Here is an 18116-nt window from a genome sequence, read left to right as displayed (position 1 = left end):
CGCACCCTTGGTGTTCATGGCGGACACCACGGGCACCCCAGGAACCGGCAACACCACCACTCTCGACTCCGAACCCCGCAAGTCCAGTTGGAAGTACATCGGCCCCGGCATCGTCGTCGCCGCGACGGGTGTCGGGGCGGGCGACCTCGTCGCCACCCTCATCGCGGGCAGCAACTTCGGCTACACGCTGCTCTGGGCGGCGGTCCTCGGCTGCCTCGTCAAGATCAGCCTCGCGGAGGCGGCGGGCCGCTGGCACCTGGCCACCGGCCGCACCCTCTTCGACGGCTGGGCGAGCCTCGGCAAGTGGACGACGTACTTCTTCGTCGTCTACGTCGTGATCTGGGGCTTCGTGTACGGCGCGGCGGCGATGTCGTCGAGCGGGCTGCCGCTCCAGGCGCTGTTCCCCGACGTGTTCCCGGCCGACTGGTCGATCAAGCCGTGGGCGATCCTCAGCGGTGTCGTCGGCCTGGTCTTCGTCTGGCTCAACAAGTACAGCGTCTTCGAGAAGGTCATGACCGTGCTCGTCGGCGTCATGTTCGTCGTGACGGTCTACCTGGCGATCCGCGTCACCCCGAACCTCGGCGACGCCTTCGCGGGCCTGCTCCCCGTCCTGCCGGACGAGAAGGACTCGATCCTCAACACGCTGGGTCTGATCGGCGGCGTGGGCGGCACGATCACGCTGGCCGCGTACGGCTACTGGGTCAACGCGAAGGGCTGGACCAACACGTCCTGGATGAAGGTGATGCGGCTCGACAACCGGGTCGCGTACATCACCACCGGCGTCTTCGTCGTGGCGATGCTGTTCGTCGGCGCGGAACTGCTGCACGCGTCGCACACGGCGATCGCGTCGGGCGACAAGGGTCTGGTCGACCTCTCGAAGATCCTGGAGGCCGAGTACGGCACGGCGACCGCGAAGCTCTTCCTCGTCGGCTTCTTCGCGACGTCCTTCACGTCCCTGATCGGCGTGTGGCACGGCGTGAGCCTGATGTTCGCCGACTTCGTCGAGCGCTACCGCCTCTCGCGCGTCGCCACCGGCCGGGAAGTGGCGAGCGGCGACCGCGAGAAGGGCTGGCCGTTCCGGGCGTTCCTGCTGTGGATGACGTTCCCGCCGATGATCCTGCTCTTCCAGGGCCAGCCGTTCCGCCTGGTCATCATCTACGGGGTGCTGGGCGCGGCCTTCATGCCGTTCCTGGCGCTCACCCTCGTCTGGCTCCTGAACTCGTCGCGCACTCCAACGAGTTGGCGCAACGGCTGGCTGAGCAACACCATGCTGACGGTCGCGGGCCTGCTGTTCGTGGTGCTGTGCGTGAAGCAGATCTGGGACCAGCCCTGGTCGGAGTTCTTCTGATCCGTACGGGCCCGGGTGCGGGCAGCGCCGCCGGGGGAGCGGCGGCGCTGCCCGCGCGGGTGACTACAGGCCGTCGACGTGCGGTCCGACGGCCGAGGACCACGCGTTGCCGGAGCTCGCGTCCCAGTTGGTCGACCAGGTCATCGCGCCGCGCAGGCCCGGGTAGGTCTTCGACGGCTTGAACGAGCCGCAGTTCGTGCCCTTGGTGAGGCAGTCGAGCGCGTCGTTCACGACGGACGGGGCCACGTACCCGCTGCCCGCCGCGCTCGACGAGGCCGGTGTGCCGATGCCGACCTGCGAGGGGTCGAGCCCGCCCTCCAGTTGGATGCAGGCGAGGGCGGTGAGGAAGTCCACCGTTCCCTGGCTGTAGACCTTGCCGTCGCAGCCCAGCATCGAACCGCTGTTGTAGTACTGCATGTTGACGACGGTGAGGATGTCCTTCACGGCCAGGGCGGTCTTGAAGTACTCGGCCGAGGTCGACTGCATGTCGATGGTCTGCGGCGCCATGGTGAGCACGAAGCCGTCGCCCGCCTTCGCGGCGAGCGACTTCAACGCCTGCGACATGTACGTGGAGTTGAGCCCGTTCTCCAGGTCGATGTCGACACCGTCGAAGCCGTACTCCTGCATGAGCGCGTACACCGAGTCGGCGAAACTGGTGGCCGAGGCCGCGTCGTTGACCTGGATGGTGCCCTTCTCGCCACCGATCGAGATGATCACGGACTTCCCGGCCGCCTGCTTGGCCTTGATGTCGGCCTTGAAGGCGTCGTCCGTGTAGCCGCCGAGGCCGGCCGAGTCGAGCGTGAAGTCGACGGCGCCGGGCGTCGTGGTGGCGTCGGCGAAGGCGACGGCGACGATGTCGTACGCGTCCGGGACGTCGGCCAGTTCCTGCACCGTGGCGCCGTTGTTGAAGTTCTGCCAGTAGCCGGTGACGGCGTGCGCGGGGACGGCGGCCGTGGAGCTCTCCGCCGCGCTGCCCGCGCTCGCGGTACCGCTCGTCGCGGCGAGACCGCCGACGGCGAGCGCCGCCGCCGTGACGGCGCCCAGCAGCACGCCGAACCGTGACCTGCTCCGATGGGAATGCGCCATTTCTTCCTCCATGTGGGGGGAGGTCTCCCGCAGCGAAGTGGGGGAGAAGTGGGGGGAGTTGAGGAAGCAGCTGCTGGGGCCCCAAGCTGGTCCAGACCATTGAGGATGTCAAGGGGTCGCGCCGACACTTCTTCGCCAACCGGGCCCGAGCCACGGCCGATCACCCCGTGAACAGTGCGAAGTGGGGTGTTGCCGGGCGGCCTCGTGGATATGGTGCTCAAGCAGCACCGCGGCATCACAGCAAGGTGCCACTGGAGGAACGCAGAGCGACGACCGGGGGGTTCACGCGTGCCGACCGCCATAGCCGTGACCGACCCCGACCTGGTCCTGGCCTCGCCCGACCGCCACACGCCGACCGCCACGGTGCTGCCCGTGGGCGAACCGCCGCAGAAGTACCCGCTGGACCGCGCGCTCACCGACGTACACGCACTGATCGAACAGCACGGCTATGTGATCGTGCTCTGCCCGGATTCCGCGCCGGAAGCGACCGTGCACCGCCTCCATTCGATCCGCTCCGTGCTGGAGACCGACCGGATGGCGATCCTCCGCCCCGCCCTGCCGCCCCTCGGACTCGCCGTCCTGGCGCTGCAATTGCGCCAGCTGTCGATCTGCGACTTCAGCCCCGGCGTCCTGGCCTCCTCGGCCCGCCTGCTCGCGCACTACGTCCACGCGGGCGCGGTGGTCGGCTCGGTGGCGAAGCTGGACCGGGTCCCGGTCTCGCTGAAGGCGCACGCGAAGTCCTGGTCGCCCAACGCCCAGTTCGCCGTGGTCGCCTCCCCGCAACCCCAGCTCCTGCGCCTGACCGGCTCCGAGACACCCACCGGCCCGGCCTTCGGCACGCGGATGGTCTACGCGGTCGGCCAGCACACCCCGGACTGGCTCACCGGCGTCCTCGCCCCCGCCTGGCGGGTGCAGGGCGTGACGCGGACGCGGCTGCCCGCGGACTCGCCGCGCTGGTGGGCGACCGGCAAGCCGGGAAGCCCCGGCCGGATCGTCGAGTTCGCCGCGGCCATCCCCGACATCTCGGTGCTCTACCAACTCGTGTCGTCCGTCCGCCGCGAGCAGTGCGGCTGGTGCGGCCTCGAACTCATCGGCGACCGCTGCGGATTCTGCTCCGCGCCCCTGGCCGTAGAGGCACCGCCCGAGGCCCCGGCCGCGCGGGGGCGCACGGCGCTGACACCGGCCGCCGGCTCGACCAGGACGGCCCTGCCACGGGCCCACCACCCATGACCCGCCCGCGTCGCCCCCGCGACCCCTCTGGCCCCCGCCCCCTACGAACGAGGTTGTCCGGTCCATGAACTCACGTCAGCGCCGCGGCGTCATACTCCTGGTCGTCTCGGCTTTGTGCGCCATCGGGGCGTTCGCCGGTGTGCTGGCGGTGATCCGTGACGTGGACTCGAAGGTGGCGCCGGAGGTGGACGCGTACGAGCTGAAGCAGGACGTGGCGCCGTACAAGCAGCTCACGGCGGACCAGTTCGAGAAGGTGCGGATGCCCGAGCGGTGGCTGTCGGAGACGGCCGTCACCGACCTCGGCGACATCCGCGGCAAGATCGCGGTCACCCAGCTCAAGAAGGGCTCGCTGCTCCAGTCCGACATGATCGTCGACCGGCCCCGCCTGGAGGCGGGCCAGCAGGAGATCGCCATCATGATCGACGCGGAGACCGGCGTCGCCGGAAAGATCAACCCCGGTGCGAAGGTCAACATCTACGCGACCTTCAAGGCCGAGAACGACAAGCAGCGCGACCAGTCGAAGGTCATCGTCGAGAACGCCGAGGTCATGGACGTGGGCAAACTGACTCCGCTCGACCAGCAGGGTGCCGGAGCGAACGACAACGACGCGCGCAGGCAGGGCGAGGCGGTTCCGATCACGTTCGCGCTGGCCGCGTCCGATGCGCAGCGGGTCGCGTACGCGGAGTCGTTCGCGACGCATGTGCGGTTGGCGCTGGTCGCGCCGGGGGCGGACGAGGAGATCCCGCCGGGGGACCGGTCGTACACGCTGGAGGGCGACAAGTGACACCGACGCCGGCCGCGCTTTCCCCACTCCGGTGGCCCACGCCCCCCGCCTCCTACGGCCCCCCGCCCCTGACGCCCCGGGGCTCCGCCCCGGACCCCGCTCCTCAATCGCCGGAGGGGCTTGGTGGGGTGGGCTCGACCGCATGGCCCGCGGCAGCTGGGGCTGTGGCGTCGGTGCGGGTATATGGAGCCCCTGCGGCGATTGAGCAGCGGGGTCCGGGGCGGAGCCCCGTGGCCGCAACGACGGTGCGGGTACACCGGGCCTCCGCGGCGATGGTGCCGGTGACGGGAGGTGGGGCGTGAGCACCAGGATTCTGCCGGCCGTCGCGGACCCGGAAACCGCCCGCGCCGTCACCACCCTCCTCTCCCAACTCCCCGACACCGACCCCGCCCCACCCGTCCCCGACGCCACCGCCCTCCTCGACACCCTCGCCTCCCTCGCCGCCGAATCCCTCGACGAACTCCCCGAAGTCGTCCTCGTCCACGAACGCATCGGCCCCGTCCCCGCCCTCGACCTGATCCGCGACCTCGTCCTCCGCTTCCCCGCGGTCGGCGTCGTCCTGCTCACCGCGGACACCAGCCCCGCCCTCCTCACCGCCGCGATGGACAGCGGCGCCCGCGGCATCGTCGCGTTCCCCCTCGGCTACGACGCCCTGGCCGAACGCGTCCAGGCCGCCGCCACCTGGTCCGCCGGCATGCGCCGCCACCTCGCGGGCGGCACCGGCACCGAACTCGTCCCCGCGGGCGGCGGCCGCGTCGTCGCGGTCGCGGGCGCGAAGGGCGGCGTGGGCACCACGGTCACCGCCGTCCAGCTCGCCCTCGCCGCGAAGGCCTCGGGCCGCACCGTCGCCCTCCTCGACCTGGACCTCCAGTCCGGCGACGTGGCCTCCTACCTCGACGTACAGTTCCGCCGCTCCGTCGCCGACCTCGCCGCGATCCGCGACATCACGCCCCGCGTGCTCCAGGACGCGGCGTTCGCCCACGAGTCCGGCGTGGACCTGCTCCTCTCCCCGGCCGAGGGCGAACGCGGCGAGGACGTCACCGACCGCGTGGCCCGCCAGGTGATCCACGCGCTGCGCGCCCGCTACGACGTGGTCGTCGTCGACTGCGGTACGCAGATGGGCGCGGCGAACACCACCGCCATCGAACTCGCCGACCAGACGGCCCTCCTCGTCACCCCGGACGTGGTCGCGGTACGCGCGGCGAAACGCATGGTCCGCCTCTGGGACCGCCTCCAGGTCCGCAAGGCGGAGGAGACCCTCACGGTCGTCAACCGGCACGCCCGCACGGCGGAGATCCAGCCGCCCCTGGTGGAACGGGTCACCGGCACGAAGACCGCGAAGACCTCGATCCCCGCCGCCTACAAGGAACTTCAGGCCGCGGTCGACGCGGGCCGCATGCAGGACCTCGACAACCGGTCGACGGTCAAGCAGGCGATGTGGTCGCTGGCGGCGGAACTCGACCTGGTCGCCACCCCCGCCCCTCCGGGGGCCGGCCGCCGGGGCCGGCGCAGGGCCGGCGACAAGGGCGCGGTCACCCTCGAATTCGCGGCGATGTTCCCGCTGATCCTCGTCGTCCTCGCCCTGATGTGGCAGTGCGTCCTGTACGGCTACACGTACTCCCTGGCCGGGAACGCGGCGGACGAGGCGGCGCGGGCCGCCACGTCGGCGTACGCCTCCGGCGGGGACGGGCAGGGGGCGTGCGACGCCGCGGGGCGGGAGCATCTGCCGGGGGCGTGGCAGGGTGCGCGGATCAGTTGCCCCGAGGGCGGCGGGGTGGTCACGAAGGCCACCGTCGAAGTCGACGTCCCCCTCTTCTTCCCCGGCGTGAACCCCGGCTGGTCCGTCAAGGGCGAGGCCGGCGCGGCAACGGAGGCCACCCAGTGACCCTCCCCCCGCCCCGGGGCTCCGCCCCGAACCCCGCTGCTCAATCGCCGCAGAGGCTCAAAACCCGACCCACCCCAGCCCGGCCGGCCCTCCCGGCGCATGAGAAGCGGGGTCCGGCCCTTTCAGCCCCTCCGGCGTTCGAGAAGCGGGGTCCGGCCCTTTCAGCCCCTCCGGCGTTCGAGAAGCGGGGTCCGGCCCTTTCAGCCCCTCCGGCGTTCGAGAAGCGGGGTCCGGCCCTTTCAGCCCCTCCGGCGTTCGAGAAGCGGGGTCCGGCCCTTTCAGCCCCTCCGGCGATTGAGGAGCGGGGTCCGGGGCGGAGCCCCGGGGGTGCGGGCACGGTGCCGGGCACACCACGACGGCTGACGCCGCGCGACGACCGCGGCGTATCCATGCTCGAATTCGCCGGCTTCCTCCCCTTCCTCCTCCTCATCGGCATGGCCACCATCCAACTCGGCCTCGTCGGCTACGCCGCCAACCAGGCCGGCTCCGCCGCCCGCGCCGCCGCCCGCGCCGAATCCCTCACCCCCGGCACCGCCCAGACCGCGGCCACCGCTTCCGCCAGCAGCTGGCTCAACCCCCAGGCGTCTGGGGGCAGGACTGGTGACACCGTCACGTGCACCGTCACCGTCCGCGTCCCCCCGGTCATCCCCCTGTTCGACGGCTGGGACCTCCGCCGCACCGCCACCATGCCCAACGACGACGAGAACGAGGGGAGCTGACCGTACCGACATGAGCCTGCGCTCCCGCGTGGTCGCCACCCGCGACCCCGCAGCCGGCGGCCCCGGCACCCCCACGTCCGCCGACCGCGACGAGGGCCTGGTCGCCGTCTACCGCACCAAACTCCTCGAGGAGATCGACCTCGCCGAGATGTCGACCCTCCAGGCCGCGGAACGCCGCGTCCGCCTGGAACGCGTCCTCGGCCACATCATCAGCCGCGAGGGCCCCGTCCTCTCCTCGACGGAACGCACCCAGCTGATCCGCCGCGTCGTCGACGAAGCCCTCGGCCTCGGCATCCTCGAACCCCTCCTCGCGGACCCCTCGGTCACCGAGATCATGGTCAACGGACCCGACGCGATCTTCGTGGAGCGCGCCGGCCGCGTGGAACAGCTCCCGCTCCGCTTCACGTCGTCCGAGCAGCTCATGCAGACGATCGAACGCATCGTCTCCACGGTGAACCGCCGCGTCGACGAGTCCAACCCCATGGTCGACGCCCGCCTCCCCACCGGCGAACGCGTCAACGTGATCATCCCGCCGCTCTCCCTCACCGGCGCCACCCTCACCATCCGCCGCTTCCCCCGCGCGTACAGCCTCACCGAACTCCTCGAACTCGGTTCGCTGGACGAGCACATGCTGATGTTCCTCGCGGCGTGCGTCCGCGCCCGCTTCAACGTGATCGTCAGCGGCGGCACCGGCTCCGGCAAGACGACGCTCCTGAACGCCCTGTCGGCCCTCATCCCCTCCCACGAACGCATCATCACGATCGAGGACTCGGCGGAACTCCAGCTCCAGCAGGACCACGTCATCCGCCTCGAATCGCGGCCCGCGAACGTGGAGGGCAAGGGCCAGATCACCATCCGCGACCTCGTCCGCAACAGCCTGCGCATGCGCCCCGACCGCATCATCGTCGGTGAGGTCCGCGGCGGCGAGACCCTCGACATGCTGCAAGCCATGTCCACCGGCCACGACGGCTCCCTCGCCACGGTCCACGCGAACACCGCCGAGGACGCCCTCACCCGCCTCCAGACGCTCGGCTCCATGTCGGAGGTCGACGTACCGTTCGAGGCGCTGCGCGACCAGATCAACTCGGCCGTCGACGTCCTCGTCCAGCTCACCCGCGCCGCCGACGGCTCCCGCCGCATCACCGAGATCGCCCTCCTGATCTCGCACGGCCGCGAGCAGTTCCGCATCGCGACCGTGACCCGTTTCGTCGCACAGCCCTACGTCTCCGGGGCCACGGACGCCGAGATCCGCCGCGTGCACGGCTACTACGAGCATCTGCCGCTGCCCCGCCCGCTCGCCGACCGGATGAACGTGGCGGGGGAGGCGGTGCCACCGGCGTTCGGCGTCGTGGAGTCCGTCGACGTACGCAACACAAGGGAGGCAACAGGATGACGACCCCCGTCCTCCTCGCCCTCGGCGCCACGGTCCTCGCCTGCGTCGTCGCCGTCGCGGGCGTCTACGCGCTGGCCTCGGGCCGGGCCCAGCGCCAGGCCCTGGTCGACCGCCTGGACACGTACCCGGCGGGCGGCGCCACGGGCCTCGGCGCGGGCGGCGGGCGCGCTCGCCGCTTCGCCGCCGTCGACCGCCGGATCCGCCGCACCCGCCTCGGCCGCTCCGTCCACCTGCGCCTGTCGGCGACGGGCCTGGACGTGACGGCGGGCGAGTTCTCCGTCTACGTCGCCGTGGTCGCGGCGGGCCTGTGGTTGATCGCGGCGACGACGCTGGCCCCGTTCTTCGGCCCGATCGCCGCGCTCGTCGCCGTCTGGAGCGCCCTGATCTTCCTGAACTGGCAGCGCCAGAAGCGCATCGAGGCCTTCATCAACCAACTCCCGGACGTCGCCCGCCTTCTGGCGAACGCGACGGCCGCGGGCCTCGCCCTGCGCACGTCGCTCGCGATGGCGGCGGAGGAGCTGGAAGCCCCCGCGGGCGAGGAACTGTCGCGGGTGGCCGACCAGTTGGCGCTGGGCCGATCCGTCGACGACGCGCTCGACGAACTCGCGACCCGCCTGCCGTCCCGCGAACTCATCGTCCTCGTCACGACCCTCGTGCTCTCCAACAAGGCGGGCGGCACGGTGGTCTCCTCCCTGCGGAACCTGACCAAGACCCTGGAGGACAGGAAGGAGACCCGCCGCGAGATCCGCACCATGCTGTCCGAGGTCAACGCGACGGCCTTCACCGTCCCCCTCCTCGGTCTCGGCTCCCTCATCCTCATCAACTCCTCGAACGACGGCGCGCTCGCGCGGGTGACCGACTCGGGCATCGGCCGCACCCTCGTCCTCGTCGCCCTCGCCCTCTACGGCATCGGCTTCTTCGTCATCCGCCGCCTCGGCCGGATCGAGGTGTGAGCGGACCATGACGACCACGATGCTGGGCATCCTCCTCGCGGCCCTGGCGGGCGCGGCGGTCCTGGGCATTTTCCTGGGCATCCGCATGTACCGGGCGGACGCCAAGGTCCCCAGCGACCTGGCCCTGGCCCTGGAAGTGGGCGCCAGCCGCGTCTCCACGACCGGCTCGGCGGTCGACCGCATCGGCATGCGGTTCGCGCCGCTGGTCCTGCGCCTGATGGGCCCGCGCCGGGTCGACGCCAAACGCCGGAAGATCGACATGGCGGGCAACCCCGGCGGCCTCACCATCGACCGCTACGCGGCGCGGCGCGCGGTCTACGGGGCCTTCGGCCTGATCATGGGCCTGATCTTCTTCTCCGCGGGCCAGACCCTCTTCGGCGCGCTCACCTTCGCCTTCGGGGCGCTGGCGGCCGACGCCCTGATCTGGCAGGCGGTACGCGACCGCAAGGAGGTCATCGACCGCACGCTCCCCGACTTCCTCGACGTCCTCGCGGTCGTCGTCTCGGCGGGCCTCGGCTTCCGCCAGGCGCTGGACCGCGTATCGGAGAAGTACGAGGGCCCCTGGGCGGACGAACTCCGCATCACCCTGCGCCAGATGGACATGGGCGTCCCGCGCCGCCAGGCCTTCGACGAGCTGCGGCGCCGCAACGCCTCCGAGCAGGTCGCCCAGTTCGTCTCCGCCCTCCAGCAGGGCGAGGAACTGGGCTCCCCGATCGCGGACACCCTGATCCAGCTCGCCACGGACATGCGCCGCACGGACGCCCAGAACTCCCGCCGCCGCGCGGCGAAGACGATCCCGAAGGCCACGATGGTGACGCTGGTCTTCATGCTGCCGGCGACGATGATCCTGATCGCGACCGGCATGTTCCTTGGTTCAGGCACGAACTTCGGCTCCGTACTGGGCCGTTGAGCGACGTGGGACGGAGGACGGCGATGACACGGAAGGCAACAGGCCGACAACTTCCGGTCAAGCGCACCCCCTTCCTTGGCGAAACCGGGTGCGGAGGGTTGCGCTTCGCGTACGTTGCGTGTGTTGATTTGGTTGCCTTGGCGAAAGCGCCGGAAGTGGTGAAAGGGGGCTCCCGTGATCAGGGACAAACTGCTCGGGGTGTGGGTGACGTGGACCGTCGCACTGGGAGAGAAGGTCCGGGGCGCCCGGCGGGATTCCGGGGCCGGGTTCGTGGAGTATGCGGGGCTGATGATTTTGATCGCGGGGATCTTCGTGGCGATCGACGGCCTGGGGCTGGACGGGATGATCTCCAACGCGATCCTGGGCGCCATCAACAACGTCCTCGGTGGCTGAGCCCTCACCTGAAAGGTGATCGGGGATCGACCCTCCCGATCTACATCTGGCTGACGGCCATGCTGCTCTTCGCCGCGTTCGCCTTCTTTGCTTTTGCCCAAGCTGCATCGACACGCAATGGCGCCCAATCGGCCGCTGACGCTGCGGCGTTGGCGGCAGCACAGGCCGATCGCGACAAGCTGATGCAAGGACTGGGCGAGGCGCTCGAAGGCGGCAAGGATGACTGGCTGGACTGGCTGAACGGCATGGACATCCAGGGCAGCGACGCGGAGGCGGCAGCCATCCAGTTGGCCGCGGCCAACGATGCTCATCTCCTGTCCGGCCCGAACGGGACAGAGGTCAACGGTTATCCGGGCTACTGGGTCGAGGCGGAGACCAACTACACCGTCGGCGACACGATCATCCCCGGCACGGAGACCAGGCGGGCAAAGGCGCGCGCGACTGCGGTGATTCAGCCACGCTGCGACGTTCCTCTCGATGCCGACCCCAAAGAGGCCCTGCAACTGACCTGTGACGACGAGACGTTGGACTTCGATCCCGAAGACTTCGACCTTGACGACCTGCCGGACGCGTCGGACCTGTTCGCCGTCCATCTGGCCGACTGACGAGAGAGGGAAGCCGCAGCGATGAACCTTCGGCGTACGACGACCACCCGCCGGGCACTTGCTGCGGCGACGATCGCGGCGGGCCTGGTGCTGACCGTGACCGGCTGCGGAGGCGACGACGACAAGGGCGAGGGGGATGCCGCGAAGTCCTCGGCGCCAGCGAGGCAGGGCAGCGACGACAAGGCGGAGTCCTCGGCGCCCTCGCCGGACAAGCCGTTGGCCGAGGTGAAGAGCGACGGACTGACGCTCGCGATCACGTCTGCGAGGCGCGACCAGGGCGGCTTTCTCACCGTTGAGGGTACCGTCACGAACAACACGGGAAAGCCGTGGGCAGTCGTCGACTGGCGCGGCGACGAGAAGGAGTTGGCGTCAAACGGCGGCTCCATGGCTGGCGCAGCGCTCGTTGATCAAGCCGGCAAGAAGAAGTACCTGGTGCTGCGGGACACGCAGGGGCGCTGTCTCTGCACCCGCTTTACGGGCGGTGTGCTCAACGGAGCCACGAAGGACTGGTACGTCCAGTTCCCGGCCCCGCCCGAAGGCACCACCGACGTCAGTCTCCAGGTCGGCAGCATGCCCCCCGCCTCCATCGAGATCACCGAGGGCGATTGACATGCCCCGACGCCACCTCACAGCGGCCGCGCTCACCGCCCTCCTCCTCACCCCCCCCACCGCCCACGCCGACGACGAACCCACCGGCGCCCCGCCCGGCAGCACCAGCACCTCACCGCCGCCGTCCGTGGACGCCAACAGCCCGGGGCTGAAGCTCGCCGACGGGGCCACGCTGGCACCGGCCAAGGTGCTGGACATCAAGTCGGTCGTCGAGGACCTGTCCGGGGACGAGCGCCGTACGGACACCAATGAGGACGTGACGTTCGCCCTCCAGGCGGAGGTCCTCTTCCCGAAGGACAGCTCGAAGCTGAACCCGGACGCGAAGTCCCGGATCCAGGCCATCGCTGACGAGATCGAGAACCAGAAGGCCAGCTCGGTACGGGTGTTCGGCTTCACCGACAACCTGGGCTCGTACGCCCACGGCCTCAAGCTCTCCAAGAGCCGAGCCGAATCGGTGCACGACGCGCTGACGGCCGCGCTGGGCGCGCGGGGCGGGAACATCACGTTCCAGGTGCGCGGCTACAGCGAGGACTACCCCATCGCGGACAACGGCACGGAACAGGGCCGCAAGAAGAACCGCCGGGTCGAGGTCTCCCTCCCCAAGTCCGACTGAGGAAGTCCGACCGAGACGAGAAAGGGGCGCCGGGTGCGCCGCCGCACCCGGCGGCGCACCCCGCCTCACCCCACGTGCACCGGCAGCCGATCCACCCCGTACACGATCGACAGCTTCCGGAACTCCAGCTCCGCCGGCTCGACCGCGAGCCGCAACTCCGGGAACCTCCGCACCAGTTGCGGGAACGCCGCCCGCAGCTCCATCTTGCCGAGCTCGGCGCCGATGCAGCGGTGGATGCCGTACCCGAACGCGAGGTGGGAGGCGGCGGGCGGGCGGTCGGGGAGGAACTCGTCCATGGAGTCGCCCAGCCGCGGATCGCGGTCCGCCGCGCTCAGCGACACGATGACTATGTCCCCCGCGGCCAGCGGCACCCCGCCGATCTCGATGTCCTCGCGCGCGAAGCGCGGGAACGCGGTCTGGACGACCGTGAGGTGGCGCAGGAGTTCGTCGACGAAGGGGGCCGCGACCGTGGCCGGGTCCTCGGCGTCGCGCAGCGCGTCGAAGTGCGCGCGGTCCTGAAGCATGATCATGGTGCCGAGGGCGATCATGCTCGCCGTGGTCTCCAGGCCACCCGTGAGCACGCCGTCCGCGAGGCCGGTCAGCTCCTCGTCCGTGATGTTCTCGCCGTGCTCGCGCACGAGCATGCCGAGCAGACCCTCACCGGGGTTGCGGCGCTGCTCCGCGACGACGCCGCGCAGGTAGTCCAGGGACTGCGAGACCGCGCCGAAGGACGCCCCGGCGCCGCCGAGCACGTCGAAGCGGGCGACCGAGAACTGCTGGAACGCGTCGCGCTCCTCGTACGGGACGCCGAGCAGCTCGCAGATGACGAGCGCGGGGACGGGCATCGCGAAGTGCTCGACGAAGTCGGCCGTGCCGTCGGGCGACTCGCGGGCCGCCTTCTCCAGCTGGGCCAGCTGCTCCTCGACGATCGCGTGGATGCGCGGCGTCAGGCGCGACAGGCGGCGCATCGTGAACTCGGGCGTCAGCAGCCGGCGCAGCCGCGTGTGGTCCGGCGGGTCGCAGAAGCCGAGGCCGCCGGGGTTGTGCTCGGCCTCGGCGCCGCCCACCCCCACCAGGTTGCGGAAGTCGTTGCTGAACGCCTTCGCGTTGCCGAGGACCTCCTTCGCCTCGTCGTAGCCGGACACCAGCCACACCGTCATGCCGGGGATCGGCAGCTTGCTGACCGGCTCGCGGTCGCGCAGCGCGCCGATCTCCGGGACCGGGTCCACACCCTCCCGGCGCAGCGGCAGCAGCGCGGCGTCGGGGAGTTTCGACAGCACCGACAGGTCGAGGCTGCCCCCCTTCTTGCGCAGCCGGGAGAAGTAGAGGCGGGTCAGCCAGGTCGCTATCGCGGAACGTACGGACATGTGCTCGCATTTCTGCGGTGAGGCGGTAGGACGGACGGGCCTGAGGGGGGTATGGGGGTTGGGGAATGCCAGTGGGGAACGCCAAGGGTACGTGCGATACCCCTGTCGTACGGAAGAGGGTCAGCCCCCCAGCGGTTCCGGGGGCTGTCCCCAGGGCAGTCGAAATACGGGTGAACCGGACGGGGCGCTGCTGACATCATGCGCACCATGACCCCCGCTCACACCCCGCATCCGGACCACCCGCACGCACACCGTTCCTACGACGACCTCGTCGCGGAGGCCGTCGCCGCGCCCACCGAGGGCTGGGACTTCTCCTGGTTCGACGGGCGGGCCACCGAGCAGCGGCCCTCGTGGGGCTACGCGCGGCTCATGGGGGAGCGGCTCGCCCGCGCGGAATCCGCCCTCGATCTGCACACCGGTGGCGGCGAGGTGCTGAACCTCGCACCGAAGCTCCCGCCCGTGATGGCGGCGACCGAGGGCTGGCCCCCGAACGTGGAGAAGGCCACCCGCCTCCTCGGCCCGCGCGGCGTGGTCGTCGTCGCCGCGCCGGACGACGCCCCGCTGCCCTTCGGCGGGGCCGCCTTCGACCTGGTCACCGCCCGCCACCCGGTGAAGGCGCACTTCGCGGAGATCGCCCGCGTGCTGCGCCCCGGCGGCGCCTACTTCGCCCAACACGTCGGCCCCAGCAGCGTGTTCGAGCTCGTCGAGTACTTCCTGGGCCCGCAGCCGGAGGAGAACCGGCGCGCCCGCGACCCGCACGACGAGGCGCGAGAAGCGCGGGACGCCGGCCTGGAGATCGTCGACCTGCGCGCCGAGCGGCTGCGCGTGGAGTTCCACGACATCGGGGCCGTCGTCCACTTCCTGCGCAAGGTCGTGTGGATGGTGCCGGGCTTCACCGTCGAGGCGTACGAACCCCAACTCCGGGCCCTGCACGAGCAGATCAGGGCCGACGGGCCGTTCGTGGCGCACAGCGCCCGGCACCTCATCGAGGCCCGCAAGCCGGGCGAGCGGTAGGCCGGGCCTGCGCAACTCTGGCCTCTACAGGCGTCTCGCGTAAGGTCCCGCCCCATGAGCCACACGCAATTCAGCCAAGCCTTTCTGTACGAGACCGAGCGGCACGCGGCGTGGGGTGGCGCTCAGCTCGAAGCCCTCATGGGGTTCCTGCCCGAAGGGTCGTCGTGGACGGCCGATCTGCCGACGTGCCGCTACCGGCAGGGCCATGTCGACCTGCGCGTCGGCGTCCTCGGCACGTACGACGCGCGTCAGCGGTCGTGGATGTGGGGCTGGGCCAACCCCGAGCTGAGCGGCACGCCGGTGGCGGCGCTCTCCCAGCAGGTGGGGCGTTTCGGCCAGAGCCACCAGATAGCCGAGTTCACGACCCAGGTGATCGACCTGTCCGGCTTCCCCGACCCCCGGCGCGCCGCCGAGACCCTCGCCTTCGCGGGCATGGGCGTGGTCGGCGCCCCCGGCTACATCGGGGTGCCCGCGAGCCCCGAGACGCAGGTCTACTTCCTGCCGGAGGACGCGCAGGTGCCGCGCGCCGCCCTCGACCCGGTCACGCTGCCGCGCACCCTCGTGCAGGCGGAGGGGCTGCTCGGCGTCGACGCCCGGCGCCTGGTCACCGGCTTCTTCGACCACCACGGGGTGGCGTACCGGGAGGACGGCGGACAGATAGCCGCCGAGCTGCCCGGCTCCGTGCCCGCCGAGATCGGCTTCGACGAGACGGGCCGCATCGCGGGCATCCGCCTCGCCCTGCACTGAACCGCGCACCGAAGCGGACGGCGTCCCGCAGGCTTCATGCCTCGTCGCGCAGCCCGAGGCGCAGGTGCTCCACGTGGAAGAGCGCCTGGTCGAGCAGCTGCGCGACGTGGTCGTCGTACAGCGCGTAGACGATCGAGCGTCCCTTGCGCTCACCGCTGACCAGGCCCAGATTGCGCAGCAGCCGCAGCTGGTGCGAGCACGCGGACTGCTCCAGACCGGCCGCCTCGGCCAGCTCCCCGACCGCGCACGGCCCCTCCTGGAGACGGGCCAGGATCCGCAGCCGCGAGGGGGTGGCGAGGGCCTGGAGGGTCGCCGCGACATCGGCCGCGCCCACGGCGTCGAGCCGCTCGCGGGTGCTGCTCTTGTCATCGATTCCATGGCCCATGGGCCTCATCGTATCCAGGTCACGGGCTTCTTCCATGGCACGCATGAAGAGGTCTTCATGTATCCCTGTATCGTGATCGGCATGTCAGCCCCCGTCCCCGCCACCACCCTGACCGAGGCCGCGGCGCCCGCTCCCGCCGCGCCGCCGACCGGCCGCGGGCCCCGCCGCACCCGCACGCCGCTGCTCGCCCTCCCCGAGGCGCGCTGGGCCGCGGCCGCCACCGTCGCCTTCCTCCTCGCCCTCCCGCTCCAACTCCTCGGCGCCACACCCTGGTTGTGGGGCCCGCTGTACGCCGTCGCCTACGCGGCCGGGGGCTGGGAGCCCGGACTCGAAGGGCTCAGGGCGCTGCGCGAGAAGACCCTCGACGTCGACCTGCTGATGGTCGTGGCCGCGCTCGGCGCCGCCGCGATCGGGCAGGTCATGGACGGCGCCCTGCTCGTCGTGATCTTCGCGACGTCCGGCGCCCTGGAGGCCCTCGCCACCGCCCGCACCGAGGGCAGCGTGCGCGGCCTGCTCGATCTCGCCCCCGCCACCGCCACCCGCCTCACGCCCGACGGATCGCAGGAGACGGTCGAGACGTCACAACTGGCCGTCGGCGACGTCCTGTTGATCCGCCCCGGCGAACGCGTCGGCGCCGACGCCCGCGTCATCGAGGGCGCCAGCGACGTCGACCAGGCCACCATTACCGGCGAGCCCCTGCCCGTCCCCAGGGCCGCGGGGGACGAGGTCTTCGCCGGCACCCTCAACGGCACCGGCGCGCTGCGCGTCCGCGTCGCCCGCGACCCCTCCGACACGGTCATCGCCCGCATCGTCGCCCTCGTCGAGGAGGCCACCCGCACCAAGGCGCCGACCCAGCTGTTCATCGAGCGCGTCGAGCAGCGCTACGCCCTCGGCATGGTCGCCGCGACCCTCGCGGTTTTCCTGGTCCCGCTCGCCCTCGGCGACGCGCTCACCGACGCCCTCCTGCGGGCCATGACGTTCATGATCGTGGCCTCGCCGTGCGCCGTGGTGCTGGCGACGATGCCCCCGTTGCTGTCGGCGATCGCGAACGCGGGCCGCCACGGAGTCCTCGTGAAGTCGGCGGTGGTGATGGAACGCATCGGCCGCACCGACACCGTCGTCTTCGACAAGACCGGTACGTTGACGGAGGGCGCCCCCCAGGTGACCGCCGTCCACCCCGAAAACCCGTACACCGAAGCGGAGTTGCTGGCTTTGACGGCCTCCGTGGAACACCACAGCGAACACCCGGTGGCCCGAGCGATCGTGAGGGCGGCGAGGGACCGCGGCCTCGACCTCCACCCCGTGGAGGGCTTCGCCTCGACCCCGGGCAAGGGCGTCTCGGGCAGGGTCTTCACCAGTGCGGGGAACCGCGCGGCCGACCCCGTCACCGTCGCCGCGGGCTCCCCGCACCACATCGGCGTCGCGCCCACGGCGACGCCCGGCACCGACGTGGCCGTCACGGTCGACGGCGCCCTCGCCGGCCGCATCACCCTCACCGACACCCTCCGCCCCACCGCACCGGAGGCGGTCCGCGCCCTCACCGCCCGCGCCGGGGCGCCCCCACTGCTCCTCACCGGTGACCACGAGCACGCCGCCCTCCCCGTCGCGGAAGCCACCGGCATCGCCCCCGGCGACGTACGCGCGGGTCTCCTGCCCCACGAAAAGGCGCGGGCGGTCCAGGAGTTGGCGGCGGCGGGCCGTACCGTCCTCGTCGTCGGCGACGGGGTCAACGACGCCCCCGCGCTCGCCGCCGCGCACACCGGCGTCGCCATGGGGCGCGGCGGCTCCGACCTGGCCCTCGAAACCGCCGACGCGGTCCTCGTCCGCGACGAACTCGGCGCGCTGGAGCGCACCGTGGCGCTCTCCCGGCGGGCCCGCCGCCTCGTCGTGCAGAACCTGGTGATCGCGGGCGTCTTCATCACCGGACTCGTGATCTGGGACCTGGTCGGCCACCTCCCGCTGCCGCTCGGCGTCGCGGGACACGAGGGCTCGACCGTCCTCGTCGGCCTCAACGGCCTGCGGTTGCTGCGTGAGCGCGCGTGGACGCGCTGAGCGACCGATCCGGATCGTTATCA

Annotated in this window: 18 protein-coding genes; 15 read left to right on the top strand and 3 right to left on the bottom strand. The window is 71.3% G+C overall.

Going from position 1 to position 18116, the window contains the following annotated elements; genetic code table 11:
* The first annotated feature begins 16 nt into the window (after positions 1-16).
* Positions 17-1348 (top strand): Nramp family divalent metal transporter, encoded by a 1332-nt coding sequence (locus tag ACYBSK_RS32550; protein ID WP_460244251.1) that lies wholly within the window; start codon positions 17-19, stop codon positions 1346-1348.
* 63 nt (positions 1349-1411) lie between these two features.
* Here the strand turns inward: ACYBSK_RS32550 and ACYBSK_RS32545 are convergent, their stop codons facing one another.
* The gene (locus ACYBSK_RS32545; RefSeq protein ID WP_457480845.1) at positions 1412-2434 is read right to left on the bottom strand and encodes a chitinase; all 1023 of its coding nucleotides are present in this window, start codon (positions 2432-2434) and stop codon (positions 1412-1414) included.
* A 288-nt stretch (positions 2435-2722) separates the two neighbouring features.
* Between ACYBSK_RS32545 and ACYBSK_RS32540 the strand changes: the two genes are divergently transcribed.
* The 11 genes from ACYBSK_RS32540 to ACYBSK_RS32490 all read left to right on the top strand — a co-directional run bounded on the left by ACYBSK_RS32540 (position 2723) and on the right by ACYBSK_RS32490 (position 12528).
* Positions 2723-3664 (top strand): hypothetical protein, encoded by a 942-nt coding sequence (locus ACYBSK_RS32540; RefSeq protein ID WP_460244250.1) that lies wholly within the window; start codon positions 2723-2725, stop codon positions 3662-3664.
* Between the two features lie 64 nt (positions 3665-3728).
* Complete coding sequence (gene cpaB, locus ACYBSK_RS32535; protein ID WP_457480843.1) at positions 3729-4448, top strand: Flp pilus assembly protein CpaB; 720 nt, start codon at positions 3729-3731, stop codon at positions 4446-4448.
* 298 nt (positions 4449-4746) lie between these two features.
* The gene (locus tag ACYBSK_RS32530) at positions 4747-6333 is read left to right on the top strand and encodes an AAA family ATPase (protein WP_460244249.1); all 1587 of its coding nucleotides are present in this window, start codon (positions 4747-4749) and stop codon (positions 6331-6333) included.
* A gap of 338 nt (positions 6334-6671) precedes the next feature.
* The gene (locus tag ACYBSK_RS32525) at positions 6672-7052 is read left to right on the top strand and encodes a TadE/TadG family type IV pilus assembly protein (RefSeq protein WP_460244248.1); all 381 of its coding nucleotides are present in this window, start codon (positions 6672-6674) and stop codon (positions 7050-7052) included.
* A gap of 10 nt (positions 7053-7062) precedes the next feature.
* A complete protein-coding gene (locus ACYBSK_RS32520; protein WP_460244247.1) occupies positions 7063-8445 on the top strand; it encodes a CpaF family protein in 1383 nt (460 codons plus the stop codon).
* Positions 8442-9398, top strand: coding sequence for a type II secretion system F family protein (locus ACYBSK_RS32515; RefSeq protein ID WP_460244246.1), 957 nt, complete (start codon positions 8442-8444; stop codon positions 9396-9398). Before ACYBSK_RS32520 ends, ACYBSK_RS32515 begins: the two co-directional genes overlap by 4 nt.
* Before the next feature lie 7 nt (positions 9399-9405).
* The gene (locus tag ACYBSK_RS32510; RefSeq protein WP_460244245.1) at positions 9406-10308 is read left to right on the top strand and encodes a DUF5936 domain-containing protein; all 903 of its coding nucleotides are present in this window, start codon (positions 9406-9408) and stop codon (positions 10306-10308) included.
* A 204-nt stretch (positions 10309-10512) separates the two neighbouring features.
* Positions 10513-10701 carry a hypothetical protein gene (locus tag ACYBSK_RS32505; protein ID WP_460247142.1) on the top strand — a complete coding sequence of 63 codons (189 nt, stop codon included), beginning with the start codon at positions 10513-10515 and terminating at the stop codon, positions 10699-10701.
* A gap of 59 nt (positions 10702-10760) precedes the next feature.
* Positions 10761-11306 carry a pilus assembly protein TadG-related protein gene (locus ACYBSK_RS32500; protein ID WP_460244244.1) on the top strand — a complete coding sequence of 182 codons (546 nt, stop codon included), beginning with the start codon at positions 10761-10763 and terminating at the stop codon, positions 11304-11306.
* 21 nt (positions 11307-11327) lie between these two features.
* Entirely contained in the window at positions 11328-11915 is a 588-nt protein-coding gene (locus ACYBSK_RS32495; RefSeq protein WP_460244243.1) for a hypothetical protein, read from the top strand.
* 1 nt (position 11916) lies between these two features.
* Positions 11917-12528, top strand: a complete 612-nt coding sequence (locus tag ACYBSK_RS32490; RefSeq protein ID WP_460244242.1) for an OmpA family protein — start codon at positions 11917-11919, stop codon at positions 12526-12528.
* Positions 12529-12593: 65 nt separating this feature from the next.
* Here ACYBSK_RS32490 and ACYBSK_RS32485 read toward each other — a convergent pair whose 3' ends face one another.
* Positions 12594-13895, bottom strand: coding sequence for a cytochrome P450 (locus ACYBSK_RS32485; RefSeq protein ID WP_460244241.1), 1302 nt, complete (start codon positions 13893-13895; stop codon positions 12594-12596).
* 207 nt (positions 13896-14102) lie between these two features.
* Between ACYBSK_RS32485 and ACYBSK_RS32480 the strand changes: the two genes are divergently transcribed.
* Both ACYBSK_RS32480 and ACYBSK_RS32475 read left to right on the top strand, forming a co-directional pair.
* Positions 14103-14909 (top strand): class I SAM-dependent methyltransferase, encoded by an 807-nt coding sequence (locus tag ACYBSK_RS32480; RefSeq protein ID WP_457480833.1) that lies wholly within the window; start codon positions 14103-14105, stop codon positions 14907-14909.
* 54 nt (positions 14910-14963) lie between these two features.
* Positions 14964-15656: a DUF6882 domain-containing protein gene (locus ACYBSK_RS32475; RefSeq protein ID WP_457480832.1), complete on the top strand. Its 693-nt coding sequence runs from the start codon at positions 14964-14966 to the stop codon at positions 15654-15656.
* 34 nt (positions 15657-15690) lie between these two features.
* On the opposite strand, the gene ACYBSK_RS32470 is transcribed toward ACYBSK_RS32475, so the two are convergent.
* Positions 15691-16041 (bottom strand): ArsR/SmtB family transcription factor, encoded by a 351-nt coding sequence (locus ACYBSK_RS32470; RefSeq protein ID WP_457480831.1) that lies wholly within the window; start codon positions 16039-16041, stop codon positions 15691-15693.
* Positions 16042-16122: 81 nt separating this feature from the next.
* Here ACYBSK_RS32470 and ACYBSK_RS32465 point away from each other — a divergent pair, with 81 nt between their 5' ends.
* On the top strand, positions 16123-18093 hold the full coding sequence (locus ACYBSK_RS32465) for a heavy metal translocating P-type ATPase (RefSeq protein WP_460244240.1): 1971 nt from the start codon (positions 16123-16125) through the stop codon (positions 18091-18093).
* Positions 18094-18116: the final 23 nt, after the last annotated feature.

The organism is Streptomyces sp. BYX5S (assembly GCF_054724165.1).
Note: the sequence above shows the minus strand (reverse complement) of the source record. Positions and strands in the feature narration are given on the sequence as shown.